This is a genomic window from Paraniabella hibiscisoli (genome assembly GCF_022512515.1).
In the GTDB taxonomy this organism is placed as follows: domain Bacteria; phylum Bacteroidota; class Bacteroidia; order Chitinophagales; family Chitinophagaceae; genus Niabella; species Niabella hibiscisoli.
In genome coordinates, this window is the sequence record NZ_JAKWBK010000001.1 from 4,438,874 (window position 1) to 4,462,771 (window position 23,898).

A 23,898-nucleotide genomic window follows, 5' to 3' on the forward strand; every position below is an offset into this window, starting at 1 on the left:
ACTGCATACCATATTCCCTATTCCTCTTGGGCAGGCAGCATCTTTTGACGATGAGCTGGTAAAAAATGCGGCAAATATAGCGGCCGTAGAGTCTCGCGAAAAAGGCATTAACTGGACTTTTGCGCCTATGCTCGATATCAGCCGTGATGCCCGATGGGGGCGGATTGCAGAAAGTTTGGGTGAAGACCCCTACCTGGCCGGCCGTTTGGGTGCAGCCATGGTGCGCGGGTTCCAGGGCAATAAATTATCAGATCCTACGTCCATCGCAGCCTGTTTAAAACACTTTGTGGGCTACGGAGCGGCTGAAGGCGGCAGAGATTACAATAGTACCAATATACCCATACATTTACTACGGAATGCGTACCTGGAGCCTTTCAGGAAATCGGTGGAAGCAGGTGCTGCAACCGTGATGACTTCTTTTAACGACAATGATGGCATACCTGCTTCGGGAAACAGCTTCCTGCTAAAACAAGTGCTAAGGAAAGAGTGGAAGTTTGATGGCTTCGTGGTTTCAGATTGGGCTTCTATGTCGGAGATGATCCCGCATGGTTTTGCTGCGGATAGGAAGGAGGTAGCATCTCTTTCCGCTAATGCCGGTCTTGATATGGAAATGGTAAGCCAAACCTATATCCAGAATTTAGCCCAATTGGTCAAAGACGGAAAAGTATCCCTTCAAACAATCGATGAATTGGTAAAAAATATTCTGCGTATCAAATTTCGTATGGGTTTGTTTGAAAATCCCTTCGCTCCAACAGGGCAGCCTACTAAAGTTTATTCAGCAGCTCATTTGGCCGCAGCCAGAGATGCCGCTATCAAATCAGCGGTTCTATTAAAAAATAATAATCAGCTATTGCCGCTTGATGCCGGCAAAAAGATTGCTGTTATAGGCCCTATGGCGGATGCGCCACATGACCAAATGGGTACCTGGGTTTTTGACGGACAAAAAGAACATACCGTAACCCCGCTTAAAGCGTTACAGACGGAGTATAAAAACATCAATTATGTATACGAGCCGGCGCTGGCATTTAGCAGGGATAAAAATAAAGGCAATTTTGATAAAGCAATAGCTGCAGCCAAACAGGCTGATGTGGTAGTTGTTTTCCTGGGAGAAGAAGCTATTCTTTCGGGTGAAGCGCATTCTCTATCCAATATAAACCTCATAGGTGTTCAATCAGATCTGCTCGCCGCGCTAAAAGCAGCCAATAAGCCGGTGGTATTGGTGATTATGGCGGGTAGACCATTAACTATTGAGCGTGATTTACCTTACGCGGACGCCGTATTGTATAATTTTCATCCTGGTACCATGGGCGGGCCTGCTATTTTAGACCTGCTTTACGGAAAAGCCACCCCGGGTGGAAAGCTCCCCGTTACATTTGTTAGGGAAGTGGGACAGATCCCTATGTATTATAATCATAATAATACCGGCAGACCGGGGCCTAAAAATCCGATGAAGCTGGATGATATTCCCCTGGAGGCAAAACAAAGCTCACTGGGCAACAGTTCTTTTTACCTGGATTCAGGAAGAGATCCGCTTTTTCCTTTTGGCTATGGACTTTCCTATACCAGTTTTGAATATAACGATCTGAAGCTTTCAGCCGCAAAGATAGCGCCCCGAGAAAAATTGAAACTGTCTGTAACCCTGAAAAATACCGGCAAGTACGAGGGGACAGAAGTAGTGCAGCTATACGTTCAGGATGTTGCCGGATCTATAGCCCGCCCGGTTAAAGAATTAAAAGGGTATCAGAAGATCAGTTTAAAACCAGGCGAGTCGAAACTGGTGACATTTGAATTGAGCAGCGCCGACCTGGCTTTTTATGGATTAGATCTCGTAAAAAAATATGAAAGCGGCATGTTTAATATATGGGTTGGGGGTAATAGCGACTCAGGTCTTAAATCCTCTTTTTCTTTGACAGAATAATTTAAGCAGCGCATACAGCTGTCATTTAAAGACTGCATTTATCCGTAAAAACAGGAGCGGGGTTCATAAATAAATATATTTACGCTCTTTTGAGATATAAGCCAATGGTTGATTATAAGTATAACGGTTTCTTGCTGCTATTCATCGTATGGTGGATACTTCCCTGTACGGGGCAAAATGTAATAGGAAATCCTTCTATTATCAATTATTCAAAAAAGGCCTACAAGGGAGGCAATCAAAACTGGGATATAGACCAGGACGAAAGAGGCATCATGTACTTTGCCAATAACAATGGATTGCTCACTTTTGATGGTGTATATTGGCAAACCTATCGCTTACCTAATGGAATTGCGTTGCGCTCTGTTATGGTTTCAAAAAACAGGAATATTTATGTAGGAGGGCAGGGGCAGATTGGCTATTTTAAACCGGATGAACAAGGGCGCCTGGTATATCATTCGCTTAATTCCCTCTTGTCGCCTGAAGACAATTCATTCACAGATGTATGGAATATTTGTGAAAAAGATAATGCTGTTTTTTCAGAATCAACTCCAAGGTTTTTGTACTAAGCAAAGGGAAAATACAGGCGTATACCAGTAACTATTGGTCTTTCCTTGGCGATGTAGGGAACAATGTTATAGCTCATGATGCTACCCAGGGACTGCTGGTATTTGAGAAGGGTAAACATTGGAAACCGCTGCCTTTTGGAGATCAATTACCGGTCGGTGTGGCGGTACGTTCAATACTACCGGTTGGTAAAGACTCTTTGCTGATAGCAACCCAGCAATTCGGTTTTTTTATACTAGATGCTAAAGGTCTTAGAGCATTTGAAACGCCCGCCATTAAAGAGGTCGCCGGGCAAAGCATATACCAGGTGCTCATACTACCCGATAAAAACCTGCTGGTTGCAACCCGGCTAGGTGGTTGTTATGTATTGGATCAGCAGGGACAGTTATTAGAGCGTATCACGACAAATGAAGGCTTACAGAGCCAGAACACGCTTTCAGTAAAAACAGACCGACAGGGTAATATTTGGCTCGGATTGGATAATGGTATCGATGTAGTCAATTACACGGATGCGATCAAACATATTTTTCCTGAAAAAGAGAATCACAATACAGGGTTTGCTTCGGCAATATATAATCAGTATTTATACCTTGGCACTTCCGCCGGTGTTTATCATACACAGCTGGGAACTGAAACAGACATAAGCAGAACGCGCGGGCAATTTGGCCTGGTAAAAAATTCCAAAGGTGAGATATGGGGGCTTTCAGTGGTATATGATAAACTGTTTATCGCTCATGCTTCAGGAGCCTACTATGTTAATAATGGAGAAGCAGTTTTGCTGGACAAAAGTATCGGATACTGGGGGTTTCAGCCTTATGGTAATGGGAATTCCAAACAGATAATGGCCGGAACTTATAACAGCATCAGTTTTTTTGACCAGGTTAATGGAACGGTGAAGCTCCATGCTGCCGGATTACACAGCGAATCTGCCAGGTTTGTAGTTCAACATAACGGTGTAATCTGGATCGGGCATCCTTACAGAGGAATTTTCAGAGTGTTGCCTGATAAAAACCGGGCACTGGTAGTGACGGCCTATACGGATAAAGAAAAAGTCATCAGCAATAATAATAACCGGATATTTAAAATAACCGGCAAACTGATATTGGCAGATGATAACGGCATTTTTGAATATGATACAAAAAGGGATAAGTTTATCAGATCGGCATATTTCGAAAAAATATTCGGGAAGACCCCTTTAAATTACCTGATGGAAGACCGGTACGGAAATATCTGGTTTACCCAGGGAAAAAGAATTGGCGTTGCCGGCAAATCATCGGATTTACACGTAAAACCTATTTTACTGAGCTGGAAGATAAGTTTACTTATAATTTTGAACACATCAATGTTATAGATAGCAGTAATGTATTGATAGCCGCTGAAAAAGGCTTCTTTCACTTAAACCTCAGGTCTTATAACAACAGCAGAACAAAACCGGTTGTACTGATCAGAAGTGTGAAGACCCTGATTAATGAAAAGGATAGTTTGTTGTTTGGTGGTTATGCTTACGATCCGGCAAGTCCTCATATCAGGTACAGCAAATCGGGTGTCACCCTTAGTTTTACAGCCCTTGAGTATAGCCATCCGGAAGATGTAGCGTACAGTTATTTCCTGGAAGGGTTCGATCAGCAATGGTCTGGATGGGGAGAAAAAACCGAGAAGGAATTTAGTAATCTTCCTGCCGGCAAATACACGTTTTGGGTAAAATGTAAGCTGGGAGACGAAGAATCAAAACCAACTTCTTATAGTTTTATCATATTGCCTCCCTGGTATCAAAGCTGGTGGGCCTTTATTTTATACATTCTTGCAGCGATCGGGTTGTTTGGGTTGCTCTTAAAATACCAACGGCTGCGGGATTTTAAAGACCAGCAAAAAAGCTATTACAACAAAAACGGGAGCACGAAGAAAAGCAGCGCAATTTGGAACTGAGGCTAGAGCTGGAAGCCCGGGAGAATGAAAAAAGATCATACAGCTTACTGCCGATAAATTACAATCTGAATTGGACCATAGCAACAAGGAACTGGCTTCCTCCGCAATGAATCTGGTAAGAAAGATCGAGGTGATGTCTAACTTAAAAGAGAGTCTGCAATCTTATAAAAGTATGCCCGATCTTGAAAAGTCTGGCAAGGAGTTTCAAAAGATCATCAAGACAATTGATAAAGAACTCGATCAGCAACAGGAATGGGAACAATTCTCTTTTCATTTCGATAAAGTACATAATAATTACCTGCAGCATCTAAAAGATAGCTACCCCTCCTTATCAGCCAACGATCTTAAACTTTGTGCCTACCTGAAATTAAATATATCTACCAAAGAGATAGCGCAGCTGATGAATATTTCTGTACGCGGGGTAGAAACAGCCCGTTTTCGGTTACGCAAAAAGTTCCTGCTGCCCGGCGATATTCACCTGGCTGATTTTTTGATCAGGTTTGAAGGAGAATCGTAGGAGGTAATATCAAATATTTAGGATGTTCATTATTCTTCACAAAAGCAGAATGGCGTGGCTGAAATTTTAATACAGCTTACAACTGTTTGATTTTCAATTATTATTTTACCGGTTGATGCATTTTTGACGTAGCATATTTTTTGGAAAACAGTTAAACACCCGGCAAATTTGTACACTCTAAATAGTCTTTGCCTTTTACCATAATAAGAATATAAAAAAGTAAAGAGTAAAAATTGCCATAACTAAGTCGGCCGTCTTCCGGGACAGTTGCAAAGAAAATCTAACGATAATATGATAAAGTTTGTCAGGGGACTTTTGCTGGTTACCATTAGCCTCCCAGGTATTTCTTCTTCCATGGGTCAGGGCTTTTTGAAAGCCGAGGGGAAAAGAATAGTAGATAATAAGGGGAAAGAAATCATACTGAGGGGCATGGGCCTGGGTGGTTGGATGTTGCAGGAGGGCTACATGTATAGCTTAAGCAATTTAGGTCAGCAATACCGTATCCGGGAGAAAATCGAAGCCTCTGTAGGAACCGAAAAAGCTGCTGAGTTTTATGAAAGATGGTTAACAACGCATACTACAAAAAAGGATATTGATGCATTGGCTTCGTTGGGTTTTAATTCTATCAGGCTTCCCATGCACTATGCTTTATATACGCTACCGGTAGATAAAGAGCCCGTAGCCGGAAAAGACACCTGGCTGGAGAAAGGCTTTGCTTTAACAGACAGTTTGCTGAAATGGTGCGGCGCCAATAAGATATACCTGATACTGGACCTGCACGCAGCGCCGGGTGGGCAAGGCAACGACCTTGCTATTGCCGACCGGGATCCTGCTAAGCCATCATTATGGGAAAGTGACGCGAACCGGAACAAAACCATTGCACTCTGGAGAAAACTGGCAGCACGTTATGCAACAGAACCCTGGATAGGTGGATACGATATTTTGAACGAAACGAACTGGGGATTTCAGGATGCAAAAGATACAAGAGGAACCAATGAGCAGCAAAATATCCCGTTAAGAAAACTATCAGAGGATATTACCAAAGCCATACGGGAAGTTGATACCCAACATTTGATCATTATAGAAGGAAACGGTTTTGGAAATAATTACAGGGGAATGCTACCTCCATGGGACAGCAATATGGCATTAAGCTTTCATAAGTATGGCAACTTCAACACTACTAAAACGATCCAGCATTTTTTAGATCTGAGAGATCAATACAATATTCCAATATGGCTGGGTGAATCAGGCGAAAACTCTAATACCTGGTTTAGTGAAGCTATAAAATTGTGTGAAGAAAACGGCATTGGCTGGGCCTGGTGGCAGCATAAGAAAATGAACATTAATAATCCATTCGAAATTAAGAGGCCTGAAGGATACGATAAATTACTGGCAGACTGGTCAGGTAAAGGACCTAAGCTACCTAAGGAAGAAGCCTGGAATATACTCGATCAATGGTTGAATAATGCAGTATTGGAGCATAACGTATTTCACGCAGATGTTGCTGATGCTATGTTCAGGCAGGTACAAAATAACACGGCGATACCGTTTAAGCAGCATGAATTAAACACGGGTTCTCTTATTATTAAAGCAGTAGATTTTGATATGGGTGCTCAAAGGGTAGCTTATTTCGACAGAGATACTGCCAGCTATCATTATACCCCAGGTGTTAATACGGCCGGTAACCGGGGATGGACCTACCGCAATGATGGCGTTGATATAAAACGGGAAAACGATGATCACTACATCTTTCATATTGAAGATGGTGAATGGCTGCAATACACGGTTTCGGTGAAGAAAGCCGGCAATTACCGGTTTGAGTTTCGCACAAGGTCAGATAGCGCCCGGGGAGCGTTGACAATTTTGGATAATGAAAAAAGCTGGCCCGGGTTGATCTGCCTGCATCATCCGCAAAACAGTGGGGCAAAACCTCAACCACAGCGGTACGATTAACAAAAGGAGTACATGGGTTAAAGATTTATATAGAAAAAGGCGGATTTGAATTCCTGGATTTTACGGTGTCACCGTCATCCAAGTAAAGCGCGCCAGGTTACGCTTCTCATTGTTTGTTCAAATATGCGTGATGGGTCGGAGAACATGATAATTTCTGTTGCTGATCTTAAATAATAAATAAATTGTATGACTTATAAACGAAATATAGCGGCCATCAGCTTGATTGCATTGGTGTCGATTTATGCGCAATGCAACAAATCTGCCAGTCCCGGTGCTGGTACGCCGCCTCAGCCGCCATTACCGGGCAAGGGTTCTTTAACTGTTTGGGCAACCAGGGCTGATTCCTCAGTGTTGCTAAAAAAATAAATACGATCCAGTTCGTGCCAGGTACTGCTACGGGCCCGGTCTTCCAGATAGATACAGCACAGTCTTTCCAGGGTATAGATGGCTTTGGTTATACGCTCACAGGCGGAAGTGCAACATTGATCAACCAACTCAGTCCCTCCGTAAAGACAGCTTTATTACAGGAACTTTTCGGTAATGATGAGAATAGCATCAGTGTTAGCTATCTGCGTTTAAGCGTTGGCGCATCTGATCTTGATCCTGCTGCTTTCAGTTATAACGACCTGCCCTCCGGACAAACGGATATTAACCAGGACAAGTTCAGCATCGCTCCGGATAAAAAGGATCTGATCCCGGTATTAAAAAACATACTCGCTATCAACCCAAAAATCAAAATACTGGTATCACCCTGGAGTCCGCCTGCCTGGATGAAAGACAATGGCGCCACGAAGGGAGGCAGCCTGAAAAGAGAATATCATGAATCATATGCCAGGTACTTTGTAAAGTATATACAGGCGATGAAGGCAGAAGGTATTACAATCGATGCGCTAACTATTCAGAATGAGCCGTTACATCCGGGTAATAATCCCAGCTTATTAATGCTGGCAGATCAACAGAGGGATTTTATTAAAGAAGCGTTGGGCCCCGCTTTCAGTACAGCAAATATTAAAACCAAGATAATATTATATGATCACAACCTCGACCGGCCTGATTATCCCATCAGCATTCTCAATGATCCGGACGCAAAAAATACATCGACGGTTCAGCATTTCATTTGTATGCGGGCAATGTAAGTGCCATGAGCCAGGTGTATAACGCGCATCCTGATAAGAATCTCTACTTTACTGAACAATGGACCGGCTCTACCGGTACCTTTAGCGGTGACCTGAAATGGCATACAAAAAATGTGATCATAGGTACTATGAAAAACTGGAGCCGTGTGGCTTTGGAATGGAACCTTGCCAGCGATCCGGCTTATAAACCCCATACCCCGGGAGGTTGTACACAATGTAAAGGTGCATTAACGATTAATGGAGATCATGTAAACAGGAACGTGGGGTATTATATTATTGCCCATGCTTCAAAATTTGTACCCGATGGCTCTAAGCGTATATTCAGTACAGAAGTTGAAGGCTTATCTAATGTGGCCTTTGTAACACCGCAGGGCAAAAAGGTTTTATTGGTACTAAACGAGCAAAATACTGATAAAGATTTCTTTATCAACTTTAACGGCAAACAGGCCTCTTATACTGTAACAGCTAATACGATAGTCACTATAGTTTGGTAATTCAGCGTCATTCAAATTTATTATTAAGAATTTAAAATTGTTTTATTAATGAGCAAGTGGATCTCATTGTTTACAGCTTTTGTATGTATAGCAGCCAACGCGCAACAAGTACCGTTGTCTAAAAGAACGATCAATGTATTTACTACAGCGGAGAGTACCGGGGAAAAGATAAGCAAAACGGTATCAGGAAAAGCTTTTTGCCATTAGAGCAACCGAAAGAAACGCAGGTTTGTGTTTTTGTTGATCCCACCAAAACCTTCCAGAACTTCGTAGGCATAGGAGGCGCTATTACTGATGCATCGGCTGAAACTTTTGCTAAACTTTCAAAAGATAAACAACAGGACTTATTGACAGCCTATTACGATTTGAACAAGGGTATAGGCTATTCCCTTGCGAGAACAAATATCAACAGCTGCGACTTCTCCAGTGACATGTATACTTATGTGAAAGATAACGATGTATCACTAAAAAGTTTTGATATATCGCACGACAAGCAGTTTAAAATTCCTATGATCAAACAAGCTATGTCAGCTACAGGTGGTAAGCTTAATTTATATGTAAGTCCCTGGAGCCCTCCGGCCTGGATGAAGGATAACAATAATATGCTTTCCGGTGGCAAGTTACTGAAGCAATATTATCAACCATGGGCCAATTATTATGTAAAATATATAAACGCGTTAAAGCAGGAAGGCGTTCCGGTTTGGGGGCTTTCGGTACAAAACGAGCCTATGGCAACGCAGCGCTGGGAAAGTTGTATTTACACAGCAGAAGATGAAGCCGATTTTATAAAAACAGCTTTAGGACCTACCCTGCAAAAAGCCAATATGGGCGACAAAAAATTAATCATTTGGGATCATAACCGCGACCTGATTTACCAGCGGGCCAGTGTTACTTTAAAAGATCCCGCGGTTGCCAAGTATGTTTGGGGTATCGGTTTTCACTGGTACGAAACCTGGACGGGTAGCGATATGATGTTTGACAACCTGAAAAGAACCGCAGAAGCATTCCCCTCCAAGAACCTGATATTTACAGAAGGCTGCAAAGAAAAATTCTCCATGGATAGTATCAATAACTGGAGCCTGGGAGAACGTTATGGCATGTCGATGATCAACGACTTTAATGCCGGAACGGTTGCCTGGACAGATTGGAATATACTGTTAGACGAAAATGGAGGTCCTAACCATGTGGGTAATTTTTGCTTTGCACCTGTACATGCCGATACAAAAACTAATAAGCTCATTTATACCAATGCCTATTTCTATATCGGTCATTTCTCTAAGTTCATACGCCCAGGCGCTAAACGTATTATAGCTTCTGTAAATCGTACTAATTTGCTGACTACAGCTTTTAAAAATCCCGATGGTACAATCGCCATTATAGTGATGAATAAAAGTAATGAAGCATTAACGTATAACCTATGGATAGCCAATCACGCGGTTGAAGTGCGGTCACCGGCACACTCCATTCAAACGATTATGCTGTAGTATGAAAAAGATCTTGGCGGCGCTTTGTTTTTATTTTTGATTTACCCTGGCTTGTGTGCTGGTGCCGGTGGGGTAGAGATATTTGTTAACCAGGTAGCCTATGAGCAAAACGGTTATAAAACAGGCATTGTAAAAACCAATAACCCCGCTACCATTCATACCAGGTTTGAGCTGGTAGAAAAGAGCAGTGGTAAAGTAGTGTTTAACGGCTTACTGCAGGCTTCACAGCAGGTAAAAGATTGGTCAGATAAAGACTGGTATGCGGTGGCTGATTTTTCCGCCTTCAAATCACCCGGAACTTACTGCCTGGTGGTGAAGCTGGCAGAGAAGGCGGATAGCTCTTATTATTTCTCTATTCAACAGCATGCTCTTCCAGCAATAGGTATTCCGGCTATCCTGCAGTTCTTTCAGCATCAAAGGGCTGCATCTCCCGAAGAGTTGGGAGCCGACAAGCATGTGTTGCTATATGGATCTGAGAAACGGGTGGACCTGCGTGGGGGCTGGTGTGACGCATCGGGTGATGTAAGTAAATACTTTTCCCATTTGGCTTACACCAATTTTATGCTGCCTCAACAAATACCCATGGTTACCTGGTCTTTTATTAATACAGCTGAACAACTTCCGGGTTTTATACGGCAAGCCGGCATTGAAGCCGCCTTTAAGGATGAAGCTTTATACGGAGCTGACTATTTACTACGCTCACTTTCTGATGAAGGTTATTTTTATATGACGCTCTTTTCTTACTTTAAAAAAGACCCTGAAGAAAGAAGGGTAGTAGGACTACTGGCTGATAGTAAAACAACCTCCGATTACCAGTGTGCCTGGAGAGAGGGCGCAGGAATGGCTATCGCCGCATTAGCGCGTATCTCCACCTGGAAAAAGAACCGGGACTACAATTCGGCCCAATATCTTGCCGGTGCCGAAAGAGCATTTGCGCATGTAATGGTTAATAGTCTGAAATATGCTGATGACGGTAAGGATAATATTATCGACGATTACTGTGCACTGATGGCTGCCAGCGAACTATGGCTGGCCACCGGCAGAAAGGTTTACCAGGCGGAAGCCCGGCAACGAGCATCCAATCTGAACAGGCGTTTATCAGCCGACGGTTATTTTATTGCTGATGATAAAAACAGGCCCTTTTGGCATGCAGCTGATGCCGGATTACCTGTAATATCATTAGCCCGTTACCTGGATATGGAAAAGAACGCAGACTTCCGAAAGCAGGCATTGCGTACTATTAAGACGGCTATTGATTATAATTTGAAAGTTACTGCGGGCACTGCTAATCCGTTTGGTTACGCACGTCAGCACTTCAGTGTAAATGGCAGGTTGAAATCAGGCTTTTTTATCCCGCACCAAAATGAAAGTGGCTGGTGGTGGCAGGGTGAAGATGCCCGGCTGGCCTCACTTACAGCAGCGATGATCGTTGGCGGCCGCCTGGTATATCCTTCTAACAACGAATGGGGTGTTCAATCTCAATTGCTGAAATATGCATTCGACCAGGTAGCATGGATCCTGGGTAAAAATCCATATGGGATGTGCATGATGTATGGATATGGCCATAAGAATGTGCCTTATATGGCATCTATGTACGGGCACGGATCGGGTAAAGGCGGTATCTCTAACGGTATTACCGGTAAAGATGGAAATGCTGACGGCTCAGGCATCGATTTTAAAGTGGAGGATAATGGGAACGAATGGCGCTGGAGCGAGCAATGGATTCCGCATACGGGTTGGTTTCTGCAGGCTGTAACTGCTTTAGCGCCAAAAGAAAAATAACTGCAATTTTCTGATCAAAAAAACTTGTACATGAAACGAGTCTTCTTTACTATTTTAATTAGTTGGATTGCGTGCATTTCATTAAATGCCGCGCTGCCTCATCCTCCGGCAAAAACCAAAGTATTGGTATTAACGGAAAGAGGAGGAGGACATGAGGGTTTTGTTGCTGCTGCATTAGATTGGTTAAAAGCATTCGCGGACAAAAACAAGCTGGAGTTAAAAGTGATCAACCATCCGCGCGAGATAGAGCATGACTCGCTTGCCTGCTATCGTCTTTTTATACAACTAAATTATCCTCCATACAATTGGACACCCAAAACAATGGCAGCTTTTGAAAGGTATATCGATCAGGGCCTTGGATCATGGATCGGTTTTCATCATGCTACACTCTTGGGCGAATTTGATGGTTACCCTATATGGAATTGGTTCTCAGATTTTATGGGAGGCATTCGCTTCAAATCCTATATCGCCAAAAAAGCTACAGCAAATGTATGGGTGGAAGCAGCTGGTCACCCAGTAATGAAAAGCCTGCCACGCTTGTTTTCCATTCCGGATGATGAATGGTATACTTTTGATAAGAATCCCCGCACCAACGTAAATGTACTGGCAACGGTAGATGAATCCAGCTATCAGCCTGCATCTGACGTAAAAATGGGCGATCACCCGGTGATCTGGAGCAACAGCAAGAAGAAAGCAAAGAATGTTTATTTCCTCATAGGTCATAGCGCTTCGTTGGTAGCAACACCAGCGTTTACCCAAATGTTTGCCAATGCTATTAAATGGGGTTTAAAGAAATAATAGCAGGCGATCTTTCCTTGGTTCCTCAACTCATACATCCATTCAATCAAAATAGATATAAAATGAAAAAACTAGTTTCATTGATCTTGACAGTTGCCCTTATGAGTACCTGTATTAATGCACAGGCACAGCGTTATCCTCGTTTTAAAGTGCTCGCCTTTTATAATAAACATGTAGAACGGGCACATGTGGAATTTGCAGATGATGCTATAAAATTTTTTAAGGGACTTACCATAGGAAATGGCTTCGTGTTCGATACTACCAGCCGCATGTCTGACCTTACTGACGAGAAGATAAAGGACTACCAGTTGCTGATGATGATCAATGATTTTCCCCACAGCAACGAACAACGAAAAGCCTTTGAAAAGTATATGGAAACGGGCGGCGGATGGTTGGGATTTCATGTAGCCGCCTATAATGATCGTACCACTAACTGGCCCTGGTTTGTCAATTTCCTGGGCGGCGGCGTATTCAACCGCAATAGCTGGCCTCCTTTACCGGCCAAGCTGGTGGTAGATGATAACAAACACCCTGTAACTAAGGCTTTGCCATCTACTTTTATTGCTCCGCTAAATGAGTGGTACCAATGGAAACCCAGCCCACGCGAAAATAAAAAAGTAAAAGTGTTGGCCAGCCTATCAGTAGATAATTATCCATTAGGTCTTAAGGATATTTTACCGGATGGAGATACGCCCGTGGTTTGGACCAATACGGATTATCGCATGATATACCTGAATATGGGCCATGGCGATAATATTTTTTCTGATGCTACACAGAATAAATTAATTATAGATGCATTTCGTTGGGTTGTAGGTGCTGATAAAAAGGCGATCCATTTAAAAAATAGTATAATGACACAGGCTACCACACCTTCAGGCAGGGTTTTTTCGATCGATATTATGCGGGGCATAACCCTATGCCTGATGTTATTGGTGAATGATCTCTTTGAGCCAGGCGTTCCTTCGTGGATGGTGCATACAAAGGCCGAAACAGACGGTATGGGATTGGCCGACTGGGTGTTTCCGGGGTTTCTTTTTATGGCAGGGCTTTCCATCCCTTATGCTATGGCAGCCCGGCAGAAAAAGGAGATACCCGGTTCCGGCTGTTATTGCATGTGTTATTTCGAGCGGTTAGCTTACTCATCATAGGTGTTTTGATGTTGAACGGCAGCCGGGTCAATGAAGAGCTAACAGGTATGCCTGAACTACTTTGGAAAGTGTTGATGTATAGCTGCGTGTTCCTGGTATGGAATGCCTATCCCCGTAAAAAGGGTTTACAACCATTGTTTGTTATACTGCAATTGGCTGGGTTTGCCGGATTAATATACCTGGTTGCGATTTTTAAGGCAGGTTCGCCTGGTGATATCCAATGGCTGGAAACAGGCTGGTGGGGTATATTGGGTTTGATCGGTTGGGGATATCTCACCGCAGCACTGGTGTATTTACTGATAGGAGAGCGATTGGTTATGGCTGCTGTATCATGGGGGCTATTTGTTGTACTAAATATTCTAGCACAATCCGGCCAGCTACATATCGGAGGTGTTGCCGGTAACATCTTTGGAGTAGTGCTTAATGGTAATGTTCCATCTATTGTACTGGCGGGTTTGACCATAGGCATATTGATCAAACAACAGCAGGCAGAAAAAAACGACTATTAAAGTGGCTGCTGCTGGCTGGCATTCTAGCTGTTATAGGCGGTTTTATGCTTCGTAATTGGTTTATTATATCTAAGATCTATGGGACTCCCAGTTGGGCAATGCTTTGTAACGGTATCAGCATACTACTATTTGCCATTGTATATTATTGTACCGATGTGCTGAAAATAGTAAAATGGGCAACACTCTTTAATATAGCCGGCAGAAACTCTTTGACTACTTATTTAGCGCCGGATCTTATTTATTTTGCCTGCTGGGGCTGGGGTATCCCGTTATTTTTTTATAAGCAAAGCGAAAATATGTTACTGGCCATTGGCGGCTCAGTTGCCTGGACTATATTAATGGTATTGTTTGCACATGGCTTGTCTAAAATCCATATCAAATTGAAACTATAAGATTATTGGCCAAATTATTTGATCAGAGCTATCGCGTAAAGCATACCATTTAACCAGAGAAACTGATTGCAATGTAATGGCATGCTTTATACCTGACCATCTTATTATTTTTCAATTTAATTTATCCAGGTTATAATGGCAGCTGTCTCCGGTATAGCCTGTTTAAAGGTCGATCTCTTTACCGGCAGCCAATGCCGTCTGCGATTCTTATATCGTTATTTCAGTCCTCCTGTTTGTCGATTTGTTTGTGCAGCATAGTATGTCCGTCCGTTATAGTTGAAGATCGGCATGATCATATTTTACAAAAGGGCTTAATTAGATCTTGAAACCAGCGATCTGAGCAAAAAACGGGAAAGCGTAGTGTTGAAAAACAATAGACGCACTTAACATATTGAAAATCAATCAATAAATTTCCTGTTAACGTATTTTTAACGTAGCCCTTTTTTTGGAATAGGGTGCTTGAAACACCAAATTTGTACCAGACTTTTAAATGATGATGCTTGCTTTAAGCCGGAATTGTTGCCAGGATCGTTCTTAATCAAAAATTGCTTTGGGTAAAAAGGAGATTGTAATAAAAGGGAATAAAGCGTTTTGAAAAGTCTGAAAATCCAACGATTGCAAAAATATTTTCAGAGATGGAAAAGATAGTCCCGGCGTAACAGTCAGGCCGGTAATTAACTGCTTGTTCAAAATTTCAGCATCGGAATGAAGGATGAACAACCGGTAACTAAACAGTATCGGCTGGCGATGTTGTCGTTAAACTTAAACGCCGCGGTTACGACAATCGGTAGAGGGACCATTGATAAAAGTATTGTAAAGCCATTGATAAATCAAAATTGAGAAAATGAGAAAAAACCAACATTGAATTGCCGATCCCACTAAACGCGATCTGCATGTTGCAGAACGTTTGCATTGCTTAAGCTAAACTTTTTAACAAAAAATGTAAAGAACCTCTTTACGATTACAAACACAAGAAATTATGTTTTATAAGGTGTATGCTGATTTAAAAAGGCGAAAAGCTAAAAGAACGCCTAACAGGTTCTGGCGGCTTTTTCTATCAACCCTGCTGTTACTAACAACGGCCTCTTGTATCCAGGAGGCATCTGCTGAGGTTGAACCGCTCAAAAAAGATAAAAGTGCTATTCCCCGGTCTTACCAAAAAACAAATCAAATGCCGCTTTTACGGTATTGGATATAGTTGGTCGTGTTACTGACACAGCGGGCGTAGCGCTGAGTGATGTATCTGTAGCTGTTAAAGATTCGAAAGTAGGTACGGCTACTAATACTTCGGGGCAGTATTCGCTATCCGGCATCAGCGAAAATGCTGTCCTGGTATTTTCCTACGTAGGATACACTACCCAGGAAGTGCCTGTGGACGGGCGAAACCGTATTGACGTGGTAATGCGAACTGTTGAAGACAGCCTGAATGCCGTAATTATCAACGTGGGTTATGGTCGTCAACGAAAGGAATTCCTGACTTCTTCGGTAAGCACTGTATCGGGTGCCGAGCTGGTAAAAGCGCCGGTTCCTAATATCAGTACGGCTTTAAAAGGCCAGTTAGCCGGCCTTGTGGCCATTCAGAGCTCGGGTAAACCCGGATCAGATGGCGCATCATTAAACATACGTGGTACAGGTACTTACACCGGCCAAACATCTCCACTCATTATGGTGGATGGTATCGCGCGGGATACCTACGATGATATTGATCCGAACGAAGTAGAAAGCATCAGTATTTTAAAGGATGCTGCTGCAACATCGGTTTATGGTGTACGGGGCGCCAACGGTGTAATCCTGATCACCACTAAAAGAGGTCTGAACAGTACAACCCCTCCATCAACTTCACGGGTCAAACAGCCCGGTCATCTTTTACCAATTTACCGCGCTTTGTGAACTCCTACGAATATGCAACCCTGCTTAACGAACAGGCTTTAGGCGACTACTGGGTAAAACATGCAAAAGATCCGGACATCAAAACCTGGGACGATTTTGTACGGAAGCGGGATGCTAACTGGCGCACAGATGGGTCTATTAACTTTAGCGATAATGATCTTCGCTATTTTCAAAATGCGCATACGCCCACACTGGCTAATGGAGAGCGCAACCCCTGGTATGATCCATACTTTCATCCTGATACTGATTGGAAGAAAATGTTATTCAGAGATGCCACCAGCACTTCGCAGGCTAACGTAAATATGCGCGGCGGCAGCAAGTCGATGCGGTACTTTGTATCGCTGGGATATTTAAACCAGGACGGTTTGTTCCGTACAGATTATATGGCCTATGATAAAGACATGCAGTTTAACAAAAAACGCTATAACCTGCGTGGTAATCTTGACTTTGATGTGACGGAAGATTTTAAAATCGAACTCAATCTCGGTACCCAGTTCGTTACCATCGGCGGTATGGATAATGATGCCTATATCTGGGAAAAAGGATTCTATGGGCTTTTCCAATGAGCTCGCCGGGCCTGGTGAATGGAAAATATGTAGTTCCGTTAAACGCCAATGGGGATGATCGTTATAATCCCATGTATGCAACAGAAAACTCCAACTATTGGAACAAAACCAATAACAGTATTTTAAACTCAGCCGTGTTAGCAACCTATAAGCTCGACAAAATTACACAGGGTCTGCAGGTACGCGTGATCGGCTCTTATGATAGCTATTTCGCCAGCAGAAGTTACGGCCGTTACCTGCCGCTATTATATGATATGCGGCCCAACCCAAATGGCGATCCGCTAGATCCGATTTTATCTCAGCGAAACGAACTGCAGCCACCTACTATTAATTCCGACTTTTTCCTGGGCAAATGGCGTAAGATGTACCTGGAAGGAACCATTAATTACAACCGCAGCTTTGGTAAGCATGCCGTTTCTGGGATGTTGCTTGCCAACAGGGAAAAGCGTTTTGACCCTAATCTGCAATTTCAACTGCCTGCTGGCTATCAGGGCACAACAGGTCGTTTAGGTTATAACTATAACGGCAAATACCTGTTTGAGTACGCAGTTACTTATAACGGTTCTGAGAACTTCCCTGAGGGTAGCCGCTATGGACTATTTCCCTCCTATTCCGGTTCATGGATCATAACCAACGAAGGGTTCTATCAAAAAAATGATATTGTTAGCTTCCTTAAACTCCGGGGTTCTTATGGTGAAGTGGGTAACGACCGTATTGGTGGTGCGCGGTACCTGTACCTCCCTGATACCTGGAAAAATAATACGGGCTATACTTTTGGCGATCGTAACACGCCACGTTATATCAATGGAGTGGATGAAGCAGCTTTAGGAAACCCCAATGTAACCTGGGAAGTGTCTAAGGAAATAAACCTTGCCGTGGATACCCGGTTTTTCAGGAGCAAGCTTTCCATAACATACGAGTATTTCATCAGAAATCGTTCTGATATTCTTTCCTACAGGGGTACAGTTCCTTCGATCGTTGCTGCAAACCTGCCCCCATACAACCTGGGTAAGGTAAAAAGTTGGGGACATAATTTCGAGGTTCGCTATAACGAAAATATCGGAGGCTTTAATTTCTTTTTAAATGCCAATGGTGCGATACAGAGAAACAAGATCATTTTCAGAGACGAGGCTGTTTTCCCTGGCCTGGAGTACCAGGCATCTACGGGCAGGCCCAATGGTCAGCAGCTTTTGTTAACGGCAGATGGTTTGTATACTTCCTGGTCGCAGTTTTATGCTATTGATGGTAATGGTAATCCTATTCTTTCTCAACCGGTATTGGCTTTAAAAGATGGTAAAACCTATAACGACGTAAATGGTAACCCGGTTTATGTTAAAGACCTGGGCTTTGGCGGCCGCTCTTTACAACCTGGTGATATTCGCCTGGTAGATGTTAATGGCGATGGCCTGATCAATGAGAAAGATCGTGTAAGACAAGGTTACTCAACTGCGCCTATTTATAGTTATGGTGTAACCCTTGGTTTCCGGTTTAAAGGTTTCGACGTATCAGCTCTATTTGCAGGAATGGCCGGCGTAGCAAGAGGCGCTATGAATACCTATCATTTCGATAAACAGCAAGCCTTGTTTGATGTAGATATGTATCGCTTCAGCCTGGATCGTTATAATAATGGAGATCAAATTATTTTCCCTTCTCCCAGCTACGACAAAGGTGCTTCGGGCTTTGGGGCAGAGAATGCCGGCAATACTTATTTCCTGATCAATACTTCCTATACCCGTTTACAGAACATGACTATTGGATATACGCTTACCAAAGCCTTTATGACCCGCCTGGGTGTGAAGTCCGCCCGCATTTATGTAAATGGAGACAACCTGTATACCTGGTCGAAAGCAAAGATCTGGGGCGACCCGGAGAATCTGGGAAACCAGGGATATCCATTGTATAAAACATATAATATGGGTGTCAATTTGAATTTCTAAAGAAATCAAAGATTCAGACTAAAAGAACGATTGTTTGATTTTTAAACTTAACAAATGAAACGAAACGTACATAATTCACACAACGATTATATAAACGATAACTGTTCGGACTCCTCTTCGGAAGAGCCTATTGTTTCGATGAAACTAAAACAGACACACTATTGGGTGATTGCTGCTGTTCTGATAAGTGCTGCTTTGCTTTGTGTTGGGTGCAATAAGAATTTCCTGGAAAAACCGAATGGCGGCACTTTTACAGTGGATACAGTTTTTAGTACACAAATTAATGCGGATATGGCTGTAGCCCGTATGTATAATCTTTGCATCCCTTCCTGGTTTCCGCGTGATAATGGTAATGAAATGCCACGGCCGGATATGCTAACAGACGCTGTTTATTATATATTCCCCACTTATAGCTGGGTAGGGCTGTCTAACAATGCAGCGGCTTATACAACCGGTAATCAAACTGCAGATGGTAACGTAGATCGTGGCGGTTTTGGCAATCATTACTCAGGCATTCGCCAGGCCAATATCATTTTAAAGAAGATCGATGATGTAAGCGATGCTTCTCAATCCTGGAAAGACCAGGTAAAAGGCCAGGCGTTATTTTGCCGCGCCTTCCAGCATTTTGAATTGTTTCGTCAGTATGGAGGTATCCCTATTGTGGTAGAACCGCTGGATGGTACAAAAAAACTGGATGTGCGGCGCAGCGCGGTTAAAACGGTAACGGATAGCATTGTTAGCTGGTGCGATCAGGCAGCCCGTTTATTGCCTGCCACCTGGGGACCAGCCGATTTTGGCAGGATCACAAGTGTAGCTGCAAAAGCGCTGAAAGCCCGTATGCTGCTATATGTTGCCAGTCCATTATATAATACGCCTGTTAGTATGACCGCTGAGATAGCGGAAGCCCGTTACGGAGATGGACGTGATACGGTATTGGCTTATCCATCTTATGATAAAGAGCGTTGGAAGATTGCTGCAGATGCGGCTAAAGAGGTGATTGACGCAGCAATTGCGGCAGGCGGAGGCATTTACCAAACGGGTAAAGCTGAAACAACGCCACGGACAGATAATTTCGAAGGATTGGGTGATTATGAAGCCACTTTTAATGTGAATGCCAATAAGGAGCTGATTCTTGTAAACACTGCTCACATGTGGATATCGAATAACGGATGGCTATTCGGCAAATACCTTATGTCGAAAGTGCGTATGGGCGGCTGGGCTGTTAAAAACAATGTTCCTATTGAGTTTGCGCAGCTGTATGAAAAAAGGACGGTACTAAATGGACAATACCTTTAACAGCTACCGGCGTTGACTTTCCTACCTGGATACAGGAACAGAATTTAGATCCCCGCTTTTATCAAACCTTTACCTATGATGGCATGTGGTACAATAGCCAGATAGGTACTATTCCGTATTATATCGGTGATGGCGGTAAATCACCCACCACTGATTACGGACGTAGTGATGCGGGTGAAGATGGCTATGCACTGGAAACGTATAAATATGTTGCCCGTATCAATAACTGGGATGACCGGAATTTTGCCTGGACTATTTTTCGGCTGGCTGAGTTCTATCTCAATTATGCCGAAGCTATGAACGAATATGCCGGACCGGGTGGACTGCCGACAACCTACCTGAACATGATCCGTAAAAGAGCGGGTATGCCTGATAAAAATCCGGGATCAGTAGAAGCCTTCAGAGAAGCTGTACAAAATGAAAGATCCGTTGAGCTGGCTTACGAAGGGCACCGGCTGAATGACCTGCAACGTTGGTTGAAAGCCTATTCTACGCTGAATGTTGTTTTACACGGGTTTCAAACCAAAGCAAACAATACTTCAGGTGCCTTACAACGCAACTGGAAGATTGTTTCATTTATGAACAGGGTTTGGCCAAAGAAATATTATTACCTGCCTTTCTCTAACGCACAGGTAAGCAATAATTATTTGGGAGATGGTGCAGGCTGGTTGGGACAAAATCCTGGTTGGTAGCAGGTAATCATTGACATAATTCTAATTCAATATCAAATGATAAAAAAATATAGATCGCTGCTTGCTTTATTGGGTGTGTTATGTAGTGTAGGTGTTGTTAATGCACAGACAGTTGCTACAGACCGCTCAAAAGAAGAGCAGTTTAAAGACAGCTCGGAGTTGAACCGCCTGGTAGACCTGGGCTTAAGAAAGGAAAGGAGCTGGAGAAATACAGCGGCCACTTTCACACTTTCCGGCAGGGAGCTGGAAAAAATGTTTTCAGGCAACCTGCTGAACACACTACAGGGTCGTATTCCGGGCCTTACGGTTAATACGGGTTCTGGCGAGCCAGGATATGATAATCCTAATTTGTTTATGCGGGGACGAACCACCTGGAATAATGGTGCTGCTCAGCAGTTGATTTTGCTGGATGGGTTCCAGGTAGATCTAAGTGCTCTAAGCGCTTTTTCTCCTTACGAAATCGAATCCATTACGTTATTGAAAGATGCAGCGGCTACAGCAATGTTCGGCCTGCAGGGAGCTTCCGGTGTTATTAGCGTTTCAACAAAAAGGGTAGGGTGTCAACAAAAAATGAGTTGACGATCAATGCCCGCTATGGCGTCCAAACGCCGGTGAACCTGCCCGAAGCCATGAGTGCATACGATTATACCAGGCTATATAACCAGGCATTGGCTAATGACGGATTGCCTCAAAAATATCCCGATCCCGATTTATATAAATCAGCCAATGATCCTTTTCATCCCAATGTAAACTGGTACGATGAATTGCTGAAGAAGAACTCAACCATTCAGAATTATAACCTTTCCTTTAGAGGAGGTAACAGAACCGCACGTTACTATGTGTTAATGGATTACATGAACTATGATGGTTTATATAAAAATGCAACTGCTATTAATAAAGATTTTGGAACCAACGCTAAATACAGCAAGATCAATTTACGTGCAAATGTAGAATTGGATCTAACCAAAAGTCTTTATGTAGCAGCAAACGTGTCTGGTATTATTGAAGATCGTAACACCCCTTCAGGTTTTACCGCTTCCCAGGTATTTGACAACCTGATGCGTATTCCGGCAGCTGCCTTCCCGGTGAAGAATCCAAATGGTACCTGGGGAAATAGCTCCGTATATAATTTTAATCCCATCCAGTTGCTGCAACAAAATGGAATATACAGTGCTCATACCCGAACCATACAAACCAATTTTAAAATACGGGAAAAACTGGATCTGATCACCCCGGGCTTAGCAGCAATCGGAGGCGTGTCGTTTAACAATCAATATACAGGCACCCGGCAAACGCTGTATTCGGTTATGTCTTTTGAGATCCTGAAGGATAATAATGATCAGCCGGTTTTGGATGGGCAGGGCAATCCTACCTATCGTACTATCGGCACCAACACGCCTCAAACAACCAATGAAAGCGGTAATGGTCACTGGAACCGCAATACATTCCAGGCAGGGCTAGATTATAATAGAAGTTTCGGTAAAAGTACTTTCAGCGGGATGTTGTTAGGCAGAAGAGTGAATTATACCCGCATTGGCCAAACCTACGCAGTAAGGGTGCAAGGTATTGCCGGCAACCTTACCTACGACTATGCAAAAAATACATACTCGATTTTATCTCTTCTTACATGGGATCAGCTGATTTTGCACCTGGAAATAAATACGGTTTTTTCCCTGCATTAAGTGCTGGCTGGATACTGTCTAACGAAAGTTTCCTGCAGAGCAATGAGATAATCAACTTTTTAAAATTGAGAGCTTCTTATGGCAGCGCCGGAAGCATCAATGATGCTTATCGCTTCCTGTATCAGGAACGAGCCGGTGGCGCATCCGGTTGGATCACGGGAACCAGCAATACGGGCCGTGGCGGTATGACCGTAGGAGCATTTGCTAACCCCGATGCTACATGGGAGCTAAAAAAGACTTTCAATATAGGCTTAGAGGCTACACTGTGGGACAAACTATCTGCAACTATCGATGTATTTAATGAAAACCGCAGCGGCATTTATGAAATTCCTTATGCCAATGTTGCAGCTTATACCGGTTTTAACCTGCCTTTCTTAAATACAGGCAAGGTAAATAATAAAGGATTCGAAACGGTATTGACTTATAATAATCAATCAAACGAGTTTAAATATTTTGTTACGGGTACTGCAACCTTCGCCAGGAACAGGATTATGGAAAAATCAGAAACAGCCCAGCCTGCCGACCGGCTTTATGAAAGAGGATTTTCTATTGGCCAGGTGAAGGGCTTAGTATTCGATGGCTTTTACCAATCGTCTGATTTCGACGCCAATGGCAGCCTGAAACAAGGTATTACTACATCTTCTTATGCCCAGGTAAAACCGGGCGATCTGAAATTTAAAGACCTCGATGGCAACGGGGTAATCAACGAATATGACCGCGCTCCATGGGGATATAATAATGTACCAGAAGTTACGCTTGGATTTAATCTGGGTTTTAATTACAAGGGATTCGATTTCAGCGCTTTTGTACAGGGAGTAATGAATCGCACCATTAGTATGCTGGGAGCCGCTTATAACTACACGCATCCTTTTGTAAACAATAACAATATCTCTGCCTTTTCCAACAATGCCTGGACTCCTGAAACAGCTGCTACAGCAACCTCTCCCAGGCTATCCACTCTGGCCAATCTAAACAATAATGTAGGCGCGGATTTCTGGTTCCGGAACGGTAATTTTTTCAAACTACGCAGTATCGAATTAGGATATACAATTCCGCAAATCGGTGTATTGAAAAAAATTGGCGGTATCCGTGTATTTGCTAATGGAACCAATTTGTTTGTATCCAATATGATCGACGGCCTGGAGCCGGAGAACCTGTCGATGGGTTACCCTGTGACAAAGGTGGTGGATTTTGGATTTAATGTAAAATTTTAG

Annotated in this window: 23 protein-coding genes; all 23 read left to right on the forward strand. The window is 43.1% G+C overall.

All coding sequences use genetic code 11. The annotated features are described in order from the left end of the window. The first annotated feature begins 19 nt into the window (after positions 1-19). The 23 genes from MKP07_RS41450 (at position 20) to MKP07_RS27305 (ending at position 23,898) form a co-directional block, all read left to right on the forward strand. Positions 20-1,918: a glycoside hydrolase family 3 N-terminal domain-containing protein gene (locus tag MKP07_RS41450; RefSeq protein ID WP_317236117.1), complete on the forward strand. Its 1,899-nt coding sequence runs from the start codon at positions 20-22 to the stop codon at positions 1,916-1,918. Positions 1,919-2,007: 89 nt separating this feature from the next. Next, entirely contained in the window at positions 2,008-2,484 is a 477-nt protein-coding gene (locus MKP07_RS27200) for a hypothetical protein (RefSeq protein ID WP_240850375.1), read from the forward strand. A 158-nt stretch (positions 2,485-2,642) separates the two neighbouring features. Next, positions 2,643-3,833 carry a ligand-binding sensor domain-containing protein gene (locus MKP07_RS27205; protein WP_240850376.1) on the forward strand — a complete coding sequence of 397 codons (1,191 nt, stop codon included), beginning with the start codon at positions 2,643-2,645 and terminating at the stop codon, positions 3,831-3,833. A gap of 14 nt (positions 3,834-3,847) precedes the next feature. Then, on the forward strand, positions 3,848-4,408 hold the full coding sequence (locus MKP07_RS27210) for a triple tyrosine motif-containing protein (RefSeq protein ID WP_240850377.1): 561 nt from the start codon (positions 3,848-3,850) through the stop codon (positions 4,406-4,408). A gap of 70 nt (positions 4,409-4,478) precedes the next feature. Beyond that, positions 4,479-4,925, forward strand: a complete 447-nt coding sequence (locus tag MKP07_RS27215) for a helix-turn-helix transcriptional regulator (protein WP_240850378.1) — start codon at positions 4,479-4,481, stop codon at positions 4,923-4,925. Positions 4,926-5,216: 291 nt separating this feature from the next. Continuing rightward, the gene (locus tag MKP07_RS27220; protein WP_240850379.1) at positions 5,217-6,878 is read left to right on the forward strand and encodes a cellulase family glycosylhydrolase; all 1,662 of its coding nucleotides are present in this window, start codon (positions 5,217-5,219) and stop codon (positions 6,876-6,878) included. A gap of 380 nt (positions 6,879-7,258) precedes the next feature. Continuing rightward, positions 7,259-8,014 (forward strand): glycoside hydrolase family 30 protein, encoded by a 756-nt coding sequence (locus tag MKP07_RS27225; RefSeq protein ID WP_240850380.1) that lies wholly within the window; start codon positions 7,259-7,261, stop codon positions 8,012-8,014. Continuing rightward, a complete protein-coding gene (locus MKP07_RS27230) occupies positions 7,996-8,508 on the forward strand; it encodes a glycoside hydrolase family 30 beta sandwich domain-containing protein (RefSeq protein WP_240850381.1) in 513 nt (170 codons plus the stop codon). Before MKP07_RS27225 ends, MKP07_RS27230 begins: the two co-directional genes overlap by 19 nt. Before the next feature lie 48 nt (positions 8,509-8,556). Further along, on the forward strand, positions 8,557-8,715 hold the full coding sequence (locus MKP07_RS27235; RefSeq protein ID WP_240850382.1) for a hypothetical protein: 159 nt from the start codon (positions 8,557-8,559) through the stop codon (positions 8,713-8,715). Continuing rightward, positions 8,706-9,992 (forward strand): glycoside hydrolase family 30 protein, encoded by a 1,287-nt coding sequence (locus tag MKP07_RS27240; RefSeq protein ID WP_240850383.1) that lies wholly within the window; start codon positions 8,706-8,708, stop codon positions 9,990-9,992. Before MKP07_RS27235 ends, MKP07_RS27240 begins: the two co-directional genes overlap by 10 nt. Positions 9,993-10,016: 24 nt before the next feature. Further along, entirely contained in the window at positions 10,017-11,774 is a 1,758-nt protein-coding gene (locus MKP07_RS27245; protein WP_240850384.1) for a glycoside hydrolase family 9 protein, read from the forward strand. Positions 11,775-11,804: 30 nt separating this feature from the next. Continuing rightward, complete coding sequence (locus MKP07_RS27250) at positions 11,805-12,572, forward strand: ThuA domain-containing protein (RefSeq protein ID WP_240850385.1); 768 nt, start codon at positions 11,805-11,807, stop codon at positions 12,570-12,572. A gap of 62 nt (positions 12,573-12,634) precedes the next feature. Beyond that, positions 12,635-13,720, forward strand: a complete 1,086-nt coding sequence (locus MKP07_RS27255; protein WP_240850386.1) for a ThuA domain-containing protein — start codon at positions 12,635-12,637, stop codon at positions 13,718-13,720. 8 nt (positions 13,721-13,728) lie between these two features. Beyond that, a complete protein-coding gene (locus MKP07_RS27260; protein WP_240850387.1) occupies positions 13,729-14,229 on the forward strand; it encodes a hypothetical protein in 501 nt (166 codons plus the stop codon). A gap of 44 nt (positions 14,230-14,273) precedes the next feature. Further along, the gene (locus MKP07_RS27265; RefSeq protein ID WP_240850388.1) at positions 14,274-14,621 is read left to right on the forward strand and encodes a hypothetical protein; all 348 of its coding nucleotides are present in this window, start codon (positions 14,274-14,276) and stop codon (positions 14,619-14,621) included. 1,188 nt (positions 14,622-15,809) lie between these two features. Next, entirely contained in the window at positions 15,810-16,511 is a 702-nt protein-coding gene (locus tag MKP07_RS27270; protein WP_240850389.1) for a TonB-dependent receptor plug domain-containing protein, read from the forward strand. Continuing rightward, complete coding sequence (locus MKP07_RS27275) at positions 16,508-17,077, forward strand: hypothetical protein (RefSeq protein ID WP_240850390.1); 570 nt, start codon at positions 16,508-16,510, stop codon at positions 17,075-17,077. The genes MKP07_RS27270 and MKP07_RS27275 overlap by 4 nt, the downstream gene beginning before the upstream one ends. After that, a complete protein-coding gene (locus MKP07_RS27280; RefSeq protein WP_240850391.1) occupies positions 17,074-19,014 on the forward strand; it encodes a SusC/RagA family TonB-linked outer membrane protein in 1,941 nt (646 codons plus the stop codon). Before MKP07_RS27275 ends, MKP07_RS27280 begins: the two co-directional genes overlap by 4 nt. Positions 19,015-19,068: 54 nt before the next feature. After that, entirely contained in the window at positions 19,069-20,310 is a 1,242-nt protein-coding gene (locus tag MKP07_RS27285) for a RagB/SusD family nutrient uptake outer membrane protein (protein ID WP_240850392.1), read from the forward strand. Positions 20,311-20,393: 83 nt separating this feature from the next. Continuing rightward, positions 20,394-21,002: a RagB/SusD family nutrient uptake outer membrane protein gene (locus MKP07_RS27290; RefSeq protein WP_240850393.1), complete on the forward strand. Its 609-nt coding sequence runs from the start codon at positions 20,394-20,396 to the stop codon at positions 21,000-21,002. A 36-nt stretch (positions 21,003-21,038) separates the two neighbouring features. Continuing rightward, positions 21,039-21,581: a TonB-dependent receptor plug domain-containing protein gene (locus tag MKP07_RS27295; RefSeq protein WP_240850394.1), complete on the forward strand. Its 543-nt coding sequence runs from the start codon at positions 21,039-21,041 to the stop codon at positions 21,579-21,581. Then, positions 21,560-22,684 carry a SusC/RagA family TonB-linked outer membrane protein gene (locus MKP07_RS27300; protein ID WP_240850395.1) on the forward strand — a complete coding sequence of 375 codons (1,125 nt, stop codon included), beginning with the start codon at positions 21,560-21,562 and terminating at the stop codon, positions 22,682-22,684. Before MKP07_RS27295 ends, MKP07_RS27300 begins: the two co-directional genes overlap by 22 nt. After that, positions 22,630-23,898 carry a SusC/RagA family TonB-linked outer membrane protein gene (locus MKP07_RS27305; RefSeq protein ID WP_240850396.1) on the forward strand — a complete coding sequence of 423 codons (1,269 nt, stop codon included), beginning with the start codon at positions 22,630-22,632 and terminating at the stop codon, positions 23,896-23,898. The genes MKP07_RS27300 and MKP07_RS27305 overlap by 55 nt, the downstream gene beginning before the upstream one ends.

Bases quoted from the DNA above. Each gene is read 5' to 3' on its own strand.
- MKP07_RS27265 (WP_240850388.1), top strand. From the start codon at position 14,274: ATGCTTCGTAATTGGTTTATTATATCTAAGATCTATGGGACTCCCAGT.
- MKP07_RS27305 (WP_240850396.1), top strand. From the start codon at position 22,630: ATGGGATCAGCTGATTTTGCACCTGGAAATAAATACGGTTTTTTCCCT.
- MKP07_RS27295 (WP_240850394.1), top strand. From the start codon at position 21,039: ATGATAAAAAAATATAGATCGCTGCTTGCTTTATTGGGTGTGTTATGT.
- MKP07_RS27280 (WP_240850391.1), top strand. From the start codon at position 17,074: ATGAGCTCGCCGGGCCTGGTGAATGGAAAATATGTAGTTCCGTTAAAC.
- MKP07_RS27250 (WP_240850385.1), top strand. From the start codon at position 11,805: ATGAAACGAGTCTTCTTTACTATTTTAATTAGTTGGATTGCGTGCATT.
- MKP07_RS27255 (WP_240850386.1), top strand. From the start codon at position 12,635: ATGAAAAAACTAGTTTCATTGATCTTGACAGTTGCCCTTATGAGTACC.
- MKP07_RS27285 (WP_240850392.1), top strand. From the start codon at position 19,069: ATGAAACGAAACGTACATAATTCACACAACGATTATATAAACGATAAC.
- MKP07_RS27235 (WP_240850382.1), top strand. From the start codon at position 8,557: ATGAGCAAGTGGATCTCATTGTTTACAGCTTTTGTATGTATAGCAGCC.
- MKP07_RS27220 (WP_240850379.1), top strand. From the start codon at position 5,217: ATGATAAAGTTTGTCAGGGGACTTTTGCTGGTTACCATTAGCCTCCCA.
- MKP07_RS27290 (WP_240850393.1), top strand. From the start codon at position 20,394: ATGTGGTACAATAGCCAGATAGGTACTATTCCGTATTATATCGGTGAT.
- MKP07_RS27260 (WP_240850387.1), top strand. From the start codon at position 13,729: ATGTTGAACGGCAGCCGGGTCAATGAAGAGCTAACAGGTATGCCTGAA.